At 63.5% G+C, this 14,349-nt stretch carries 16 protein-coding genes; 4 read left to right on the top strand and 12 right to left on the bottom strand.

The genetic code is table 11. The features are described from left to right. Positions 1-1,017: amidase family protein (locus tag E4O92_RS11065; RefSeq protein WP_135189829.1), on the top strand; the 1,017-nt coding region annotated here is incomplete at its 5' end. A gap of 27 nt (positions 1,018-1,044) precedes the next feature. Next, positions 1,045-2,505 carry an Asp-tRNA(Asn)/Glu-tRNA(Gln) amidotransferase subunit GatB gene (gene gatB / locus E4O92_RS11060; RefSeq protein WP_135189828.1) on the top strand — a complete coding sequence of 487 codons (1,461 nt, stop codon included), beginning with the start codon at positions 1,045-1,047 and terminating at the stop codon, positions 2,503-2,505. A 391-nt stretch (positions 2,506-2,896) separates the two neighbouring features. On the opposite strand, the gene E4O92_RS11055 is transcribed toward gatB, so the two are convergent. The 3 genes from E4O92_RS11055 to pyrE all read right to left on the bottom strand — a co-directional run bounded on the left by E4O92_RS11055 (position 2,897) and on the right by pyrE (position 4,155). Further along, on the bottom strand, positions 2,897-3,220 hold the full coding sequence (locus E4O92_RS11055; protein ID WP_135189827.1) for a hypothetical protein: 324 nt from the start codon (positions 3,218-3,220) through the stop codon (positions 2,897-2,899). Next, positions 3,204-3,419 (bottom strand): DUF433 domain-containing protein, encoded by a 216-nt coding sequence (locus E4O92_RS11050; RefSeq protein ID WP_135189826.1) that lies wholly within the window; start codon positions 3,417-3,419, stop codon positions 3,204-3,206. Before E4O92_RS11050 ends, E4O92_RS11055 begins: the two co-directional genes overlap by 17 nt. A gap of 73 nt (positions 3,420-3,492) precedes the next feature. Then, positions 3,493-4,155: an orotate phosphoribosyltransferase gene (gene pyrE / locus E4O92_RS11045; RefSeq protein ID WP_135189825.1), complete on the bottom strand. Its 663-nt coding sequence runs from the start codon at positions 4,153-4,155 to the stop codon at positions 3,493-3,495. 89 nt (positions 4,156-4,244) lie between these two features. On the opposite strand from pyrE, the gene E4O92_RS11040 reads away from it, so the two are divergent. Beyond that, positions 4,245-5,015 carry an exodeoxyribonuclease III gene (locus tag E4O92_RS11040; RefSeq protein ID WP_135189824.1) on the top strand — a complete coding sequence of 257 codons (771 nt, stop codon included), beginning with the start codon at positions 4,245-4,247 and terminating at the stop codon, positions 5,013-5,015. Here the strand turns inward: E4O92_RS11040 and E4O92_RS11035 are convergent. The 8 genes from E4O92_RS11035 to gshB all read right to left on the bottom strand — a co-directional run bounded on the left by E4O92_RS11035 (position 5,003) and on the right by gshB (position 12,239). Beyond that, a complete protein-coding gene (locus E4O92_RS11035) occupies positions 5,003-5,932 on the bottom strand; it encodes a pseudouridine synthase (protein WP_135189823.1) in 930 nt (309 codons plus the stop codon). The genes E4O92_RS11040 and E4O92_RS11035 overlap by 13 nt on opposite strands. Further along, positions 5,932-6,825, bottom strand: a complete 894-nt coding sequence (locus E4O92_RS11030; protein WP_135189822.1) for a M48 family metallopeptidase — start codon at positions 6,823-6,825, stop codon at positions 5,932-5,934. Before E4O92_RS11030 ends, E4O92_RS11035 begins: the two co-directional genes overlap by 1 nt. Positions 6,826-6,910: 85 nt before the next feature. After that, positions 6,911-7,534 carry a methionine biosynthesis protein MetW gene (gene metW / locus E4O92_RS11025; RefSeq protein WP_135189821.1) on the bottom strand — a complete coding sequence of 208 codons (624 nt, stop codon included), beginning with the start codon at positions 7,532-7,534 and terminating at the stop codon, positions 6,911-6,913. Next, positions 7,531-8,694, bottom strand: a complete 1,164-nt coding sequence (metX, locus tag E4O92_RS11020; protein WP_135189820.1) for a homoserine O-succinyltransferase MetX — start codon at positions 8,692-8,694, stop codon at positions 7,531-7,533. Before metX ends, metW begins: the two co-directional genes overlap by 4 nt. A gap of 49 nt (positions 8,695-8,743) precedes the next feature. Then, on the bottom strand, positions 8,744-10,504 hold the full coding sequence (gene ptsP / locus E4O92_RS11015) for a phosphoenolpyruvate--protein phosphotransferase (RefSeq protein ID WP_135189819.1): 1,761 nt from the start codon (positions 10,502-10,504) through the stop codon (positions 8,744-8,746). 44 nt (positions 10,505-10,548) lie between these two features. Then, positions 10,549-10,818: an HPr family phosphocarrier protein gene (locus E4O92_RS11010; protein WP_135189818.1), complete on the bottom strand. Its 270-nt coding sequence runs from the start codon at positions 10,816-10,818 to the stop codon at positions 10,549-10,551. A 62-nt stretch (positions 10,819-10,880) separates the two neighbouring features. After that, on the bottom strand, positions 10,881-11,288 hold the full coding sequence (locus E4O92_RS11005) for a PTS sugar transporter subunit IIA (RefSeq protein ID WP_135189817.1): 408 nt from the start codon (positions 11,286-11,288) through the stop codon (positions 10,881-10,883). A gap of 3 nt (positions 11,289-11,291) precedes the next feature. Then, positions 11,292-12,239, bottom strand: coding sequence for a glutathione synthase (gshB, locus tag E4O92_RS11000; protein ID WP_135189816.1), 948 nt, complete (start codon positions 12,237-12,239; stop codon positions 11,292-11,294). Positions 12,240-12,434: 195 nt separating this feature from the next. On the opposite strand from gshB, the gene E4O92_RS10995 reads away from it, so the two are divergent. Next, a complete protein-coding gene (locus E4O92_RS10995) occupies positions 12,435-12,770 on the top strand; it encodes a hypothetical protein (protein ID WP_135189815.1) in 336 nt (111 codons plus the stop codon). A 122-nt stretch (positions 12,771-12,892) separates the two neighbouring features. On the opposite strand, the gene gshA is transcribed toward E4O92_RS10995, so the two are convergent. Next, the gene (gshA, locus tag E4O92_RS10990) at positions 12,893-14,194 is read right to left on the bottom strand and encodes a glutamate--cysteine ligase (protein ID WP_135189814.1); all 1,302 of its coding nucleotides are present in this window, start codon (positions 14,192-14,194) and stop codon (positions 12,893-12,895) included. Positions 14,195-14,349: the final 155 nt, after the last annotated feature.

The raw sequence follows: 14,349 nt of genomic DNA, 5'->3' as shown, positions 1-14,349 counted from the left end.
GCGGCCGCGGTGGCCGCGCGCCTGGCGCCGGCCGCGACCGGCACCGACACCGGCGGCTCGATCCGCCAGCCGGCTGCGTTCTGCGGCATCACCGGCATCAAGCCGACCTACGGCCGCGTGTCGCGCTATGGCATGATCGCATTCGCCTCGTCGCTCGACCAGGGCGGCCCGATGGCGCAGACCGCCGAGGACTGCGCGCTGCTGCTGAATGAAATGGTCGGCTTCGACGGCCGCGACTCGACCAGCCTGACCGCCGAACAGGGCAACGTGCGCGAGGACTTCGCGCGCGAGCTGAACCGGCCGCTCGCGGGCCTGCGCATCGGCGTGCCGAAGGAATACTTCGGCGAAGGCCTGGCTGCGGACGTCGAACAGGCAGTGCGCGCCGCGCTGGACAAGTTTGTCGAACTGGGCGCGAGCCTGGTCGAGATCTCGCTGCCCAAGACCGCGCTGTCGATCCCGACCTACTACATCATCGCCCCGGCTGAAGCGTCGTCCAACCTGTCGCGCTTTGACGGCGTGCGCTACGGCTACCGCGCGCCAGAGTACAAGGACCTGCAAGACATGTACCGGAAAACGCGCGCCCAGGGCTTCGGGCGCGAAGTCCAGCGCCGCATCATGGTCGGCACCTACGTGCTGTGCCACGGCTACTACGACGCGTACTACGTCCAAGCGCAAAAGATCCGGCGCCTGATCGCCGACGACTTCCAGGCCGCCTTCCGCGACCACTGCGACGTGATCATGGGGCCGGTGGCCCCGACCGTGGCCTGGGACCTCGGCGCCAAGGCCGACGACCCCGTCGCCAACTACCTGGCCGACATCTTCACGCTGTCGACCAGCCTGGCCGGGCTGCCCGGCATGTCGATTCCGGCCGGCTTCGGCCAGGGCGACAAGAACAGCAAGCGCCCGGTCGGCCTGCAAATCATCGGCAACTACTTCAGCGAAGCCAAGCTGCTGAACGTCGCCCACCAGTACCAGCAAGCGACCGACTGGCACAAGCGCGCTCCCGAAGGCGTATAACGAGCGGACCAGAAAAGAGAGAACACTATGCAATGGGAAGTCGTCATCGGTCTTGAGAACCACGTCCAGCTCACGACCAACTCCAAAATCTTCAGCGGCAGCTCGATCCAGTTCGGCGCCGAGCCGAACACCCAGGCCAGCCCGGTCGACCTGGCGCTGCCGGGCGTGCTGCCCGTAATGAACAAGGGCGCGGTCGAGCGCGCGATCCGCTTTGGCCTGGCAGTGGGCGCGAAGATCGCGCCGCAATCGGTCTTCGCGCGCAAGAACTACTTCTACCCGGACCTGCCGAAGGGCTACCAGATCAGCCAGTTCGAGGACCCCGTGGTCCAGGGCGGGCAGCTGTCCTTCATGTACGAGAAGGACGGCAAGATCGAGTCCAAGACCGTCAACCTGACCCGCGCCCACCTCGAGGAAGACGCAGGCAAGTCACTGCACGAAGACTACGCCGGCATGACCGGCATCGACCTGAACCGGGCCGGCACGCCGCTGCTCGAGATCGTGTCCGAGCCGGAGATGCGCGGCGCCGCCGAAGCGGTGGCCTACGCCAAGGCGCTGCACGCGCTGGTGGTCTGGCTCGGCATCTGCGACGGCAACATGCAGGAAGGCTCGTTCCGCTGCGACGTCAACGTCTCGGTGCGTCCGCTCGGTCAAAAGGAATTCGGCACCCGCTGCGAGATCAAGAACCTGAACTCGTTCCGCTTCATGGAAGAAGCGATCCACTACGAAGTGCGGCGCCAGATCGAGCTGATCGAAGACGGCGGCAAGGTGGTGCAGGCGACGCGCCTGTGGGACCCCGACCGCAAGGAAACGCGCGCGATGCGCACCAAGGAAGATGCGCAAGACTACCGCTACTTCCCGGACCCGGACCTGCCGCCTTTGATGATCTCGGAAGAATGGATCGAGCGCGTCAAGTCCGACATGCCGGAACTGCCGGCCGCGATGCGCGCGCGCTTTGTCAAAGACTACGGCCTGCCCGAGTACGACGCCACTGTGTTGACTGGCTCCCAGGAGATGGCGACCTACTACGAAGCGGTGGTGGCCAAGGCCGGCAAGGAGAACGCCAAGGCGGCGGCCAACTGGATGATGGGCGACGTCTCGTCGACCCTGAACCGCGAAGGCGTCTCGATCAACGAAGCGCCGGTGGAGGCGTCGCAGCTGGCGCTGCTTCTGAAGCGCATCGCCGACGGCACCATTTCCAACAAGGCGGGCAAGGAAGTGTTCGCGGCAATGTGGGAAGCCAAGTCGGCTGACGAAAACCTGGCCGACATCGTAATCGAGCAGAAGGGCCTGAAGCAGATTTCGGATACAGGCGCGCTGGAAGCGATCGTCGACGAAGTCCTGGCCAACAACGCCAAGTCGGTCGAGCAGTACCGCGCGGGCAAGGAAGCCGCGATCAACGCGCTGATCGGCCAGACCATGAAAGCGTCGAAGGGCAAGGCCAACCCGGCGCAGGTGACGGAACTGCTGAAGAAGAAGCTGGCCGGCTAAGCTGGCAGGACCCGACAAGAACCGGGGCACGTCCCCGGTTTTTTATTGCCCTCAAAATGGGGTCAGAGTCGAATTAATCGGAACTTTGTTAAATTTCCGAACAATTCGACGCTGACCCCATTTGTTTGGCAACGTCAGTCCCGCGATATAACCGGGGTCGGAGTCGAATAACCGAAAATTTTTCGAAGTTGCCGGGAAATTTGACTCTGACCCTATTTGTCACGCGGCGAGCGCCGGATGGGCACCGACGCCCGCGACAACTTCTACTGCGACCTGGTCGCCGGCAGCCCGGCCTTCGCCGACCAGGACCAGAACGACGCGGCGCAATCCACGTCCGATTGAGTGAAACCAGCGGACCGCCGTCCGGAACAGGCCCGGCCTTGCCCCTCTTCTATTTGGCTGTGACGACTGCAAATGAGCGCGGTGGCAATCCGAGCAATGTCGCCTCAAGGTTTGGTACAAGAGGCATCAATGCAGGCAAGGTATTCGAATGCGCCGAAAGGACCAACACCGAAACGGGCAAACGGGACAGGTTCTGCTGATACTGGATATTTTTGTCTGTGGTGATCAAAACGTCGAAACAGCTGGCAGCGCGCAACAAGAGAAGGCCGTTTTGCGAGCCAGCCCATCCCATTTCCATAACGCTGGGCACCTGATGCGCAGGCAAATGGTCGCGAAGTCCAACCGGTACTGACTCGTCAAGCAGGAGTCTCATCCTTCAATAGGCTGTGCTTCGCCTCCTCAAGCACCCCGACAGCGGCCTCCTCGGATACCGTCGGGAACTGCTTCAGAAATTCGCCCAACGGGAACGAGGACTCGAGATAATCAAAAAGATTTTGAACAGGTACGCGCGTGCCGACAAAGCACGGCACACCGCTCATGATCTCGGGATTGCGGCTGATGTAGCTTTTCATGGTGCCTCCGACCGAAAATAATACTACCGTGGGAGCCGGAGGACAGGAGCTGGCGCAACCGGAACGCGCTGCTTCAGACGCCGTAGCAAGTACGGTACGCCGCCACCTTGTCCTTGAACTGCGCCAGCGCCGGATCGCCCGCCTTGCTCGACAAGTAGCCAAACAGGTCATCGAGATTGGCAATCGAGATGACCGGGATGCCGAACTCCTTCGACACTTCCTGCACCGCCGAATTCGCCGACAGCGCGCCGTCCTTGCCCGAGCGTTCCATCCGGTCGAGCGCGATCAGCACCGCGGCCGGTTCCGCTCCCGCGGCCCGGATCATGTCCACCGATTCGCGCACCGAGGTGCCGGCCGAGATCACGTCGTCGACGATCACCACTTTTCCCTGTAGCCGCGCGCCGACGATGGTGCCGCCTTCGCCGTGGTCCTTGGCTTCCTTCCGGTTGTAGGCGTACGAGGTGTTGCGGCCCTTGGCGGCCAGCGCCACCGCGGTGCTCGATGCCAGCGTGATGCCCTTGTAGGCCGGGCCGAACAGCATGTCGAATTCGATGCCCGAGTCGAGCAGCGTCTGCGCGTAGAACTGCGCCAGCTGGCCGAGGGTCGCGCCGTCGTGGAACAGGCCCGCGTTGAAGAAATACGGCGACTGGCGTCCCGCCTTGGTGGTGAACTCGCCGAATTTCAGCACTCCCGCCGAGACTGAAAACGCGATAAACTGTTGACGCAAATTTTGCACGATGACCCCAAAGTAAAAATCTGGCTGTATTTTAATCCGCAGGCCCAATCCGCGTCATTCGCACTGCCCTGCTTTCCTTCACCTATCGAATGCCAAGAATTATTTCCGCGAACCTGAACGGCATCCGTTCGGCACACAAAAAAGGTTTCTTCAACTGGATGGCCACGCAGGATGCCGATTTCGTCTGCGTGCAGGAATTGAAGGCCCAGGAGGCCGACATGACCGAGGAGTTCCTCGCGCCGCACGGCTACCATGGCCATTTCCACTATGCCGAAAAGAAGGGTTATTCCGGTACCGGGGTCTACTCGCGCATCAAGCCGGACGCCGCGCGCATCGGCTTCGGCAGCGCCGAGTTCGATGCCGAAGGTCGCTACACCCGCTGCGATGTCGGCAACCTGACCGTGATTTCGGTGTATTGCCCGTCAGGCTCGTCTTCGCCGGAACGCCAGGAGGCCAAGTTCCGCTTCATGGACGTGTTCCTGCCGCACCTGCAGCAGCTGAAGGCCGAGGGCCGCGAAGTGGTGATCTGCGGTGACTGGAATATCGCGCACAAGGAAATCGACCTGAAGAACTGGAAGAGCAACCAGAAGAATTCGGGCTTCCTGCCGGAGGAGCGCGAGTGGATGACGCGCGTCTTCGACGAGCTGGGCCTGGTGGACGTGCATCGCGGGATCGATCAGCGCCCCGAGCAGTACACCTGGTGGAGCAACCGCGGCCAGGCGTGGGCCAAGAACGTCGGGTGGCGTATCGACTATCACGTCGCCACCCCCGGCATCGCCGCCAAGGCGCACGCGGTCTCGATTTACAAGGAAGAGCGCTTCTCCGACCACGCGCCCTTGATCATCGATTACGCGCTCTGATCCGGCCAGGCCAGCTCGCGCTCGCTGGTGAAGCTGCGCTCCTGGCCTGTCAGCGGATCCTCGAAGCTGATCGTGCGCGCCAGCAGCTGCAACGGCGCCGAAAAGTCGTCGCCCTTGCACGGCAGAGCGACCGGATAAAAGGCGTCATTGAGGATCGGCGCGCCGAGCGAAGCCATGTGCAGGCGTAGCTGATGCTTGCGCCCGGTGTGCGGGTGCAGCCGATAGCGAACCAGGTCGCCGCGCCTTTCGATCTGCTCGACCAGGGTCTCGGAATTCGGCTCGCCCTCCTCTTCCTTCATCACAAAGAACTTGTCGCCGTCGACCATACGGCTCCGGTAGGTGAAGGGGCATTCGCGTTCCGGAATCGGGCTTGCTAACGCCTCGTACACCTTGCGCACCACGCGCTTCTGGAACATCGACTGGTATCTGCCGCGCGTGTCCAGGTTGTGCGAGAAGATGACAACGCCGGCGGTTTCGCGGTCGAGCCGGTGGATCGGCGTCAGGTGCGGCAGCGCCAGCTTGTGCTTGAGCCGCACCAGCAGCGTCTCGTGCAAAAAGCGCCCGGTCGGGATCATCGGCAGGAAGTGCGGCTTGTCGACGACCAGCAGGTGCTCGTCCTGGAACAGGATTTGTTCCTTGAACGGGATCGGGGTCTCGTCAATCAGCTCGCGGTAGTACCAGATGCGCATGCCGCTGCGTACGTGGCTGTCGGGGGCGAGCGGCGTGCCCTGCGCGTCCACCACTTCACCGCGCGCCATCCGGTCAAGCCACGATGGACCGGCGATGTCAGGGAAGCGAGCGTTCAAGAAGCGCAGCATGCCGCCGGCCAGAGTCTCGGTGATCCACAGGTAGCTGGGCGAGACGCCGTTCCTTATCGGCAGCGGTACGCGTGCGTTGGCTTCGGCCTGGTGCCCCATCAGCGCAGCGCCACGTTGGTGCGGTAGGGCGGCAGCCGGTCTACCGATGTGCCCTTGGCGCGCGCGTACAGCGGCAGCAGCACGTTCATGTGGTTTTCGATCTGGGCGATGCGCTCCGGTCCCAGCGGGTGGGTCGAGAACAGTGCGATCGGCTGCTGCTGGTTCAGCGCGGCCATCTTGCGCCACAGCGCCACGCCGGCGCGCGGGTCGAAGCCGGCGCGCGCCGCCAGGTCCAGGCCGACCAGGTCGGCCTCGCGTTCGTCGTCGCGCGAGAACTTCAATACCATCAGTTGGCCGGCGTATCCGGTCACCTGGTCCGTCATGCGCGGATCGATGCCAAGCCATGCAGACAGCGCGGCACCGCCAAGACGCGCGCCGATCGAGGTCGCGGTCGACTTGCCCATCTGTTCGCGCCCATGCTCACGCAGCGCGTGCGCAATCTCGTGGCCCATGACCGCGGCGATTTCGTCGTCAGTGAGCTTGAGCTTGGACAGGATGCCGGTGAAGAAGGCGATGCGACCTCCCGGCATGCAGAAGGCGTTGACCTGCGACGAGTTGAGCAGGTTGACCTCCCACTTCCATTTGCTGGCGGCCGGGTTCCAACGAGGAGTAAACGGAATGAGGCGATCGGCAATGCGGCGCAGGCGCTGCACTTCGGGATGGGTGGCCGGCACCAGCGCGCCTTTTTCGCGTGCCTGCTCCAGCAGGCCCTTGTACTGCTGGGCAGACTGCTGGTTGATCGCCGTTTCCGGCGCCAGAACGCGCCACCTTGACAGCGGACGCACGGCGATGCCGTCCTGGACGACCTGCTCTTGCGCTTGCGGCTGCGCGGGCGCGGCGCCCACACAGGCGCACAGCGTGAGCAGCACGATGGCTCGTTTGAGTCTATTCATCTCGTCTCTGATAGCGCTGTTTTTACCAGCACTATCCTCTCAGATAAACCAACGGGAGGCGCACACCCTACCCGCCTGCAAAATCTCATGCCGAAACCGCGCCGCCCTTCTTGCGCAGCCTGAACACCGCCAGGCTGCCGCGCAAATTCGGCAGGAAGTTCACCGGCTTGCCCTCAGCCAGCGCCACGCACTCGAGCACCTCAAGCCCGCACTCTTCGGCCAGCTCCTGGAAGTCGTAGATGGTCGCGCAGCGCACGTTCGGCGTGTCGTACCACTGGTATGGCAGCGAACGCGAGACAGGCATGCGCCCCTTGAGCAGCGCCACCCGGTGCGGCCAGTAGGCAAAATTCGGGAACGAGACGATCGCTTCCGAACCCACGCGCACGATGTCGCGCAGGAGCTTTTCCACGTGCTGCATCATCTGCAGCGACGACAGGCACAGCACCGTGTCGAACGAGTTGTCGCCGAAGAGGTCCAGGCCCTGCTCCATGTCGTGCTGGATCACCGCGATGCCGCGCCGGGTGCTCTCCAGGAGCTTGTCGTCGGCGATCTCGATGCCATAGCCGGTGCAGCGCTTGTCGGATTCCAGGAAGCGCAGCATGGCGCCGTCGCCGCAGCCCACGTCCAGCACGTGCGAGCCTTCGCGCACCCAATGCGCGATGAAGGCCAGGTCCGGACGGATGCCGGTTTCAGTTGCGATCGTCGTCATGCCGCCTCCTTCGCCGTGCCGCGCTGGCATTCTTCCCACACGCGCTCGTAGTAGGCGCGCACCACGTTCATATAGCGCGGGTCTTCGAGCAGGAATGCGTCGTGGCCGTGCGGCGCGTCGATCTCGGCGTAGGTCACCTTACGCCGGTTCGAGATCAAGGCCTGCACAATCTCCCGGCTCCTCGCTGGCTCGAAACGCCAGTCGGTGGTGAAGGAAGCGACCAGGAACTGGGCGCGGGTGCCTTCCAGCGCGCGTGTCAGGTCGCCGCCGTGCTCGCGCGCCGGGTCGAAGTAGTCGAGCGCCTTGGTGATCAAGAGGTAGGTGTTGGCGTCGAAGTACTCGGAGAACTTGTCGCCCTGGTAGCGCAGGTAGGACTCGATCTCGAAGTCGATCTCGAAGCCGAATTTGTAGTCGTTATTCTCGGCCGCGTTGCGCAGCTTGCGGCCGAATTTTTCGGCCATGTCGTCGTTGGACAGGTAGGTGATGTGGCCGACCATGCGCGCCACCTTCAGGCCGTTCTTCGGCACCACGCCGTGCTCGTAGAAGTCGCCGCCGTGATAATCGGGATCGGTCAGGATGGCCTGGCGCGCCACGTCGTTGAACGCGATGTTCTGGGCCGACAGCTTGGGAGTGGAAGCGATCACGACGCAGTGGCGCAGCCGCTGCGGGAACATGATCGACCAGGCCAGCGCCTGCATGCCGCCCAGCGAACCGCCCATCACCGCCGCGAACTGTTCGATGCCCAGCTGGTCCGCCAGCCGTGCCTGCGCCGCCACCCAGTCCTCCACCGTCACCAGCGGGAACGCCGCGCCATACGGCTTGCCGGTGTCCGGATTGACATGCATCGGCCCCGTCGAGCCGAAGCACGATCCGAGGTTGTTCACGCCGATGACGAAGAAGCGGTCGGTGTCGACCGGCTTGCCCGGCCCGACCATGTTATCCCACCAGCCGGCGCTTTTCGGGTTGTCGGCATAGGTGCCCGCGACGTGGTGCGAGGCGTTCAGGGCATGGCAGATCAGCACCGCGTTGGATTTGTCGGCGTTGAGCGTGCCATAGGTTTCGTACATCAGCGTGTAGTCGGCAATCCGGGCGCCGCTGGCCAGGCGCAGCGGCTCGGCGAAGTGCATCGCCTGGGGAGAGACTATTCCAATTGATCCCATGAGACTTTCGTTCTTGTGTAGTACGGCGCGAACTTTGCGCGCCGTGGTGTTACATCGCCTGCAGCTGCTCAACCGCCTCGACGATCTCGGCCGGCTCCATCGAGCGCAGAACCTTGCGCGTGCGCGGGGCAATCAATGCCAGGTCGCTGCTCAGTATCTCCTGCTTGACGGCCAGGAGCTGGGCCGGGTGCATCGAGAACTCGGTCAGGCCCATGCCCAGCAGCAGGCGAGTGAACTTCACGTCACCCGCCATCTCGCCGCACACGGCCACGTCCAGACCGGCCTTCTTGCCGGCGCTGATGGTCATCGCGATCAGCTGCAGCACCGCAGGATGCAGAGGATTGTACAGGTGCGCAACCTCGTAGTCGACGCGGTCGATCGCCAGCGTGTACTGGATCAGGTCGTTGGTGCCGATCGAGAGGAAATTCAGGCGCTTGACGAACATCGGCAGCGCCAGCGCGGCGGCCGGAATCTCGACCATGGCGCCGACCTCGATCGCCTCGTCGAACTTGACGTTCTCCTCGCGCAGCTGGGCCTTGGCCTGCTTGATCATCGACAGCGACTGGTCGATCTCGAACGCGTGCGCCAGCATCGGGATCAGGATGCGCACCTTGCCGAAGGCGGATGCGCGCAGGATCGCGCGCAGCTGGGTCAGGAACATCTGCGGCTCGGCCAGGCAGTAGCGGATCGCGCGCAGGCCCAGCGCCGGGTTAAGCGCGGTGTGCTCGCCCGGGTCGAGCGGCTTGTCGGCGCCGATGTCGAGCGTGCGGATGGTGACCGGCCGGCCCTTCATCGCCAGCACCGCCTTGCGGTACTGCTCGAACTGCTCGTCCTCGCTCGGCACCTTGACCGGATGCGCGCCGCGGCCCATGAACAGGAACTCGGAGCGGAACAGGCCCACGCCGACCGCGCCCGCCTCCAGCGCCGCCGGGCAGTCGTCCGGCAGCTCGATGTTGGCCAGGAGTGTGATCGGGGTGCCGTCGCGCGTAACCGCCGGCGTCTTCTTCAGCTTGAGCAGGCGCTTCCTCGCCCGCAGCAGCGTCTGCTGGCGCGCGCGGTACTGTTCGAGCACCAGCGGGCTCGGATTGCAGATCACCACGCCGGCGTCGCCGTCGATGATGACCCAGTCGTCCTGTTCGATCAGGCGCGATGCCTGGCTCATGCCCACTGCGGCCGGGATATCCAGGCTGCGCGCGACGATCGCGGTGTGCGAGTTCTGGCCGCCGACGTCGGTCACGAAACCGATGAACGAGCGGTCGCGGAAGGCCAGCATGTCGGCCGGCGAGATGTCGTGCGCGACCACGATCATCTGCGGCTGGTACTGGTCGGCGTTGTGCTCGGAAGGCGGCGCCGGCAGCGGCAGCGCGGTGCCGGTCAGGACCTTGAGCACGCGCTCGGCCACCTGCTGGATATCGTGCTTGCGCTCGCGCAGGTACTCGTCTTCGATCTCGTCGAACTGCGCCGAGAGCTCGTCGATCTGGGTCACCAGCGCCCACTCGGCGTTGTAGTGGCGGGAGCGGATGATGTCCAGCGGCGCTTCCGAGATCATCGGGTCCGAGAGGATCAGCGCATGCACGTCGATGAAGGCGCCCAGCTCGGTCGGGGCGTCCTTCGGCAGGTCGGTCCACAGTTCCTGCAGGTCGTGGTGCACGGCGGCGATGGCGTCCTGCAGGCGCCCGACCTCGGCCTCGACCTGCTCTTCCGGCACCAGATAGTGCTTGACGTCGAGCGCGGCCGGCGTGAGCTTGTGCGCGCGGCCGATCGAGATGCCGCGCGAGACCGGGATGCCGTGTAGCGTGAACGATGCCATTGCAGGTGCTGTGTGTATGCGGCCCGGGCCCGAATCGAGGGGCATTATTCGCCTTCGCCGAACTTGTCGTTGATCAGGGCCGCCAGCGCGGCCACCGCTTCCTGTTCGTCGGCGCCCTCCGCTTCGAGGGTCACCTTGGCACCCTTGCCGGCCGCTAGCATCATGACGCCCATGATGGACTTGGCGTTGATCCGGCGCGCGTTGCGCGTGAGCCAGACGTCGCTCTGGTACTTGGCGGCAAGCTGGGTGAATTTGGCGGATGCGCGGGCATGCAGGCCCAGCTTGTTAATAATTTCGAGTTCTTGTTGAACCATATTGTCGTTGTCGTTTTCAATCGTCGGAACTGCCGCGCCGCCAAGCCACGCCGCCTTTGGTATCAGCCCGCGCCGATCCGGATCCGGTTATCCACCCGCACCGCACCGTTCTGGGCGCCGGCCAGCGCCATCTCGGCCACCACGTCCAGCGTATCGCGGCGATAAGTGATCGCACGCAGCAGCATCGGCAGACTGATGCCTGCGATCACTTCCACGCGGCCCGCATCGGCCAGCGCATTACAACAGTTGGACGGCGTGCCGCCCTTGATGTCGGTAATCACCAGCACGCCATCGCCCTCGTCCAGGCGCGCGATCGCGCCCTTGGCCAGAATGTTGACCTCGCCAAGGTCCTGGTCGGCGGTCACGTCGATCGCCTCCACGTGCTCCACCGGACCGCGGAAGACGTGCGATGCCGCCGCGATGAATGCCTGGCCCAGCGGAGCGTGGGTCAACAGCAGAATGCCTACCATGATTTATTTTTCCGTAACCTGCTGCTCGACCGCGTCGATGAACATCGCGGCCACGTCGAACCCCGTCTGGTCGGTAATCTCCTGGAAGCAGGTCGGGCTGGTGACATTCACCTCGGTCAGGAAATCGCCAATCACATCTAATCCTACCAGCAACAGCCCACGCTCGACCAGCACCGGGCCAAGCGCCTCGGCAATGGCGTAGTCGCGGCTGGACAACGGTTGCGCCACGCCCATGCCGCCGGCCGCCAGGTTGCCGCGTACTTCGCCGGCTTGCGGGATGCGCGCCAGCGCGAACGGCACCGGCTTGCCGCCGATGAGCAGCACGCGCTTGTCGCCCTTCACGATCTCCGGAATATACTTTTGCGCCATGATCGTGCGGGTGCCGTTGACGGTCAGCGTCTCCAGCACGGATCCGAGGTTCATGCCGTCGTCCTTAATGCGGAAAATGCCGGCGCCGCCCATGCCGTCGAGCGGCTTGAAGATCACGTCCCCATGCTCGGCGTGGAAGGCGCGCAGCCGCGACACGCTCTGCGACACCAGGGTCGGCGCGGTGAACTGGCTGAACTGGGTGATCGCCAGCTTCTCGTTGTGGTCACGGATCGCGCTCGGCTTGTTGAACACGCGCGCCCCCTGCCGCTCAGCAAGCTCCAGCATATAGGTCCCGTACACGTATTCCATGTCGAACGGCGGGTCCTTGCGCTGGATGATGGCGTCAAAGCTGGACAAGGGCACCGATTCGCCCGGCCCGGCGCAATACCAGTCGTCCAGTTCGCCGGTCAGCGTGATCTCGGCCACTTCGGCCGTCGCCACCCCTTGCTCGATTGCCATGTCGTGTTGCTCGAAGGCGTAGATGGCATGGCCGCGGCGCGACGCTTCGCGCATCATCGCGAAGGTCGAGTCCTTGTAGGTCTTGAAGCCGGACAGCGGATCGGCGAGGAAAGCGATTTTCATGGGTGTTCCAATTTGGGGGATGCCCAGATTTTAGCCGGAAACCGCCAACCCCGCCGACGCCCCCAGGGTGCCGTGGGAATTGGAGAGAATTGCCAAATGAAAACTTGGCATACTAATATGCACGAACGTTGCGCAGAACAAACATTCAAGCGACGCGCTCGTCATCAACAACATTAACCAAAACCGGGACAAACTATGGCTACAAGGATCGCGTTGAAACACAAGGAATCGGGAATCGTCAAGGACGGCTACTACGGGTTCTCCTGGACCACGTTCTTTTTTGGATTCTTTCCCGCGTTGTTCCGCGGCGACTACATCACCTTCATCGGGGGATTCGTGGTCTCCGTCATCATTGGGATCATGACGCTGGGCATCGGAGCATTCTTCATCGGTCTCGTATGGTCCTTCATGTACAACAAGTACTATACCCGCAAGCTGTTAGAGCGCGGCTATGTGCTGGCAGGAAGCGACGCCGACAATACGATGGCGGCATCGGCCCTTGGCATTGCCATTCCTGCCACCGCAAGCTGATACAGTCGAGCCGACGCCACGCGCCAGCTTGATTCGCGCACTATTTTGAAGCATGGGGGCGGCAGAGCCGCCCCTCTTCATCTTACGCCTGGTCTCTCGAATAGGCTCATCGCGGCCGGCGTTCAATACACCTCGGGATTCGGATCGGTCCGCTCCAGCTCGAGCGACGCCGCCAGCAGCCCCAGCCGTGCCACCACGCCGTACACGTAGAACCGGTTCGGCGCCGCCGTACCCGGCTTGGCCTTCAGATCCGGCACCGCGTGCTGCTGGGCAAACGCGAGCGGCACGTATTGCGAGCCCGGCGCGTTCAGGTTCTGGTCGATGCCGCGCTCGGCATGCACCCGGTAGAAGCCGCCGACCACATAGCGGTCGATCATGTACACCACCGGCTCGGCCACCTTGTCGTCGATCGATTCGAAGGTCGGCACGCCCTCCTGGATCATCACGTCCGTGACCTGCACGCCGTCCTTGATGACCGACATCTTGTTGCGCTGCTTGCGGTTCAGGTCCTTGACCTCGCTCGCGTCCTTGACCGTCATGATGCCCATGCCGTAAGTGCCGGCGTCGGGCTTGACGATCACGAACGGCTTCTGGTCCTTCATGCCGTATTCGCGGTATTTCTTCTTGATCTTGGAAAGCAGCGCCGAGACGGAGTCGGCCAGGCATTCCATGCCGACGTCTTCCTGGAAGTCAATCTCGCCGCACTTGGCATGCAGCGGATTGACCAGCCAGGGATCGATGTCGATCAGCTTGCCGAACTTCTTGGCCACCTCGTCGAAAGCCTTGAAGTGGTTGCTCTTGCGCCGGATCGCCCAGCCCGCGTGCAGGGGCGGCAACAGCGACTGTTCGTGGATGTTTTCCAAAATGGACGGGATACCGGCCGACAGGTCGTTGTTCAGCAGGATCGTGCACGGGTCGAAGTCCGCCAGCCCCACGCGCCTGCCGTTGCTTGACCTTACCAGCGGCTCAACCACCAGCATGTTCCCGTCCGGCAGCGCCAGCGGCGTCGGCTGGGTCACGTCCGGCGACAGCGAGCCCAGGCGCACGTGCAGGCCAGTCTGGCGGAAGATCTGCATCAGGCGCTGCACGTTCTGCCAGTAGTACGGGTTGCGGGTGTGGCTCTCCGGGATCAGCAACAGGTTGCGCGCGTCCGGGCAGTACTTGTCGATCGCGGCCATGGCGGCCTGCACCGCCAGCGGCAGCATTTCGGTGGCCAGGTTGTTAAAGCCGCCCGGGAACAGGTTGGTGTCGACCGGCGCCAGCTTGTAGCCGGCGTTACGCAGATCGACCGAGCAATAGAACGGCGGGGTGTGCTCCTGCCACTCCAGGCGGAACCAGCGCTCGATGGCGGGGGTGGCCTCGAGGATTTTCTTTTCGAGATCGAGCAGCGGGCCGGTCAGGGCCGTGACGAGGTGCGGAACCATGGGTGTTGACGTCCTTCGGGCATCTGTAAATTATTGGCTATCCTACATTGGGACGAACGGCCGTATTTAAAGAGCCGATAGATTTCCGGGAATGCGGGACAGGACGAACAGTATAACTGCCGATTGCATGCCAACGACCTTGGGATGCAGATTTC

Origin of the sequence: Massilia horti, from assembly GCF_004614195.1 — a bacterium.
Lineage (GTDB): Bacteria > Pseudomonadota > Gammaproteobacteria > Burkholderiales > Burkholderiaceae_D > Telluria > Telluria horti.
The sequence above is the reverse complement of the archived record's forward strand: the minus strand, read 5'-3'. Positions and strand labels throughout refer to the sequence as shown.

What these genes read in the sequence shown, in the direction of transcription:
- gatB (WP_135189828.1), top strand. Translation starts at nt 1,045, where the DNA reads ATGCAATGGGAAGTCGTCATCGGTCTTGAGAACCACGTCCAGCTCACG.
- E4O92_RS11055 (WP_135189827.1), bottom strand. Translation starts at nt 3,220, where the DNA reads ATGAGACTCCTGCTTGACGAGTCAGTACCGGTTGGACTTCGCGACCAT.
- E4O92_RS11050 (WP_135189826.1), bottom strand. Translation starts at nt 3,419, where the DNA reads ATGAAAAGCTACATCAGCCGCAATCCCGAGATCATGAGCGGTGTGCCG.
- E4O92_RS11040 (WP_135189824.1), top strand. Translation starts at nt 4,245, where the DNA reads ATGCCAAGAATTATTTCCGCGAACCTGAACGGCATCCGTTCGGCACAC.
- E4O92_RS11035 (WP_135189823.1), bottom strand. Translation starts at nt 5,932, where the DNA reads ATGGGGCACCAGGCCGAAGCCAACGCACGCGTACCGCTGCCGATAAGG.
- E4O92_RS11030 (WP_135189822.1), bottom strand. Translation starts at nt 6,825, where the DNA reads ATGAATAGACTCAAACGAGCCATCGTGCTGCTCACGCTGTGCGCCTGT.
- metW (WP_135189821.1), bottom strand. Translation starts at nt 7,534, where the DNA reads ATGACGACGATCGCAACTGAAACCGGCATCCGTCCGGACCTGGCCTTC.
- metX (WP_135189820.1), bottom strand. Translation starts at nt 8,694, where the DNA reads ATGGGATCAATTGGAATAGTCTCTCCCCAGGCGATGCACTTCGCCGAG.
- ptsP (WP_135189819.1), bottom strand. Translation starts at nt 10,504, where the DNA reads ATGGCATCGTTCACGCTACACGGCATCCCGGTCTCGCGCGGCATCTCG.
- E4O92_RS11010 (WP_135189818.1), bottom strand. Translation starts at nt 10,818, where the DNA reads ATGGTTCAACAAGAACTCGAAATTATTAACAAGCTGGGCCTGCATGCC.
- E4O92_RS11005 (WP_135189817.1), bottom strand. Translation starts at nt 11,288, where the DNA reads ATGGTAGGCATTCTGCTGTTGACCCACGCTCCGCTGGGCCAGGCATTC.
- gshB (WP_135189816.1), bottom strand. Translation starts at nt 12,239, where the DNA reads ATGAAAATCGCTTTCCTCGCCGATCCGCTGTCCGGCTTCAAGACCTAC.
- E4O92_RS10995 (WP_135189815.1), top strand. Translation starts at nt 12,435, where the DNA reads ATGGCTACAAGGATCGCGTTGAAACACAAGGAATCGGGAATCGTCAAG.
- gshA (WP_135189814.1), bottom strand. Translation starts at nt 14,194, where the DNA reads ATGGTTCCGCACCTCGTCACGGCCCTGACCGGCCCGCTGCTCGATCTC.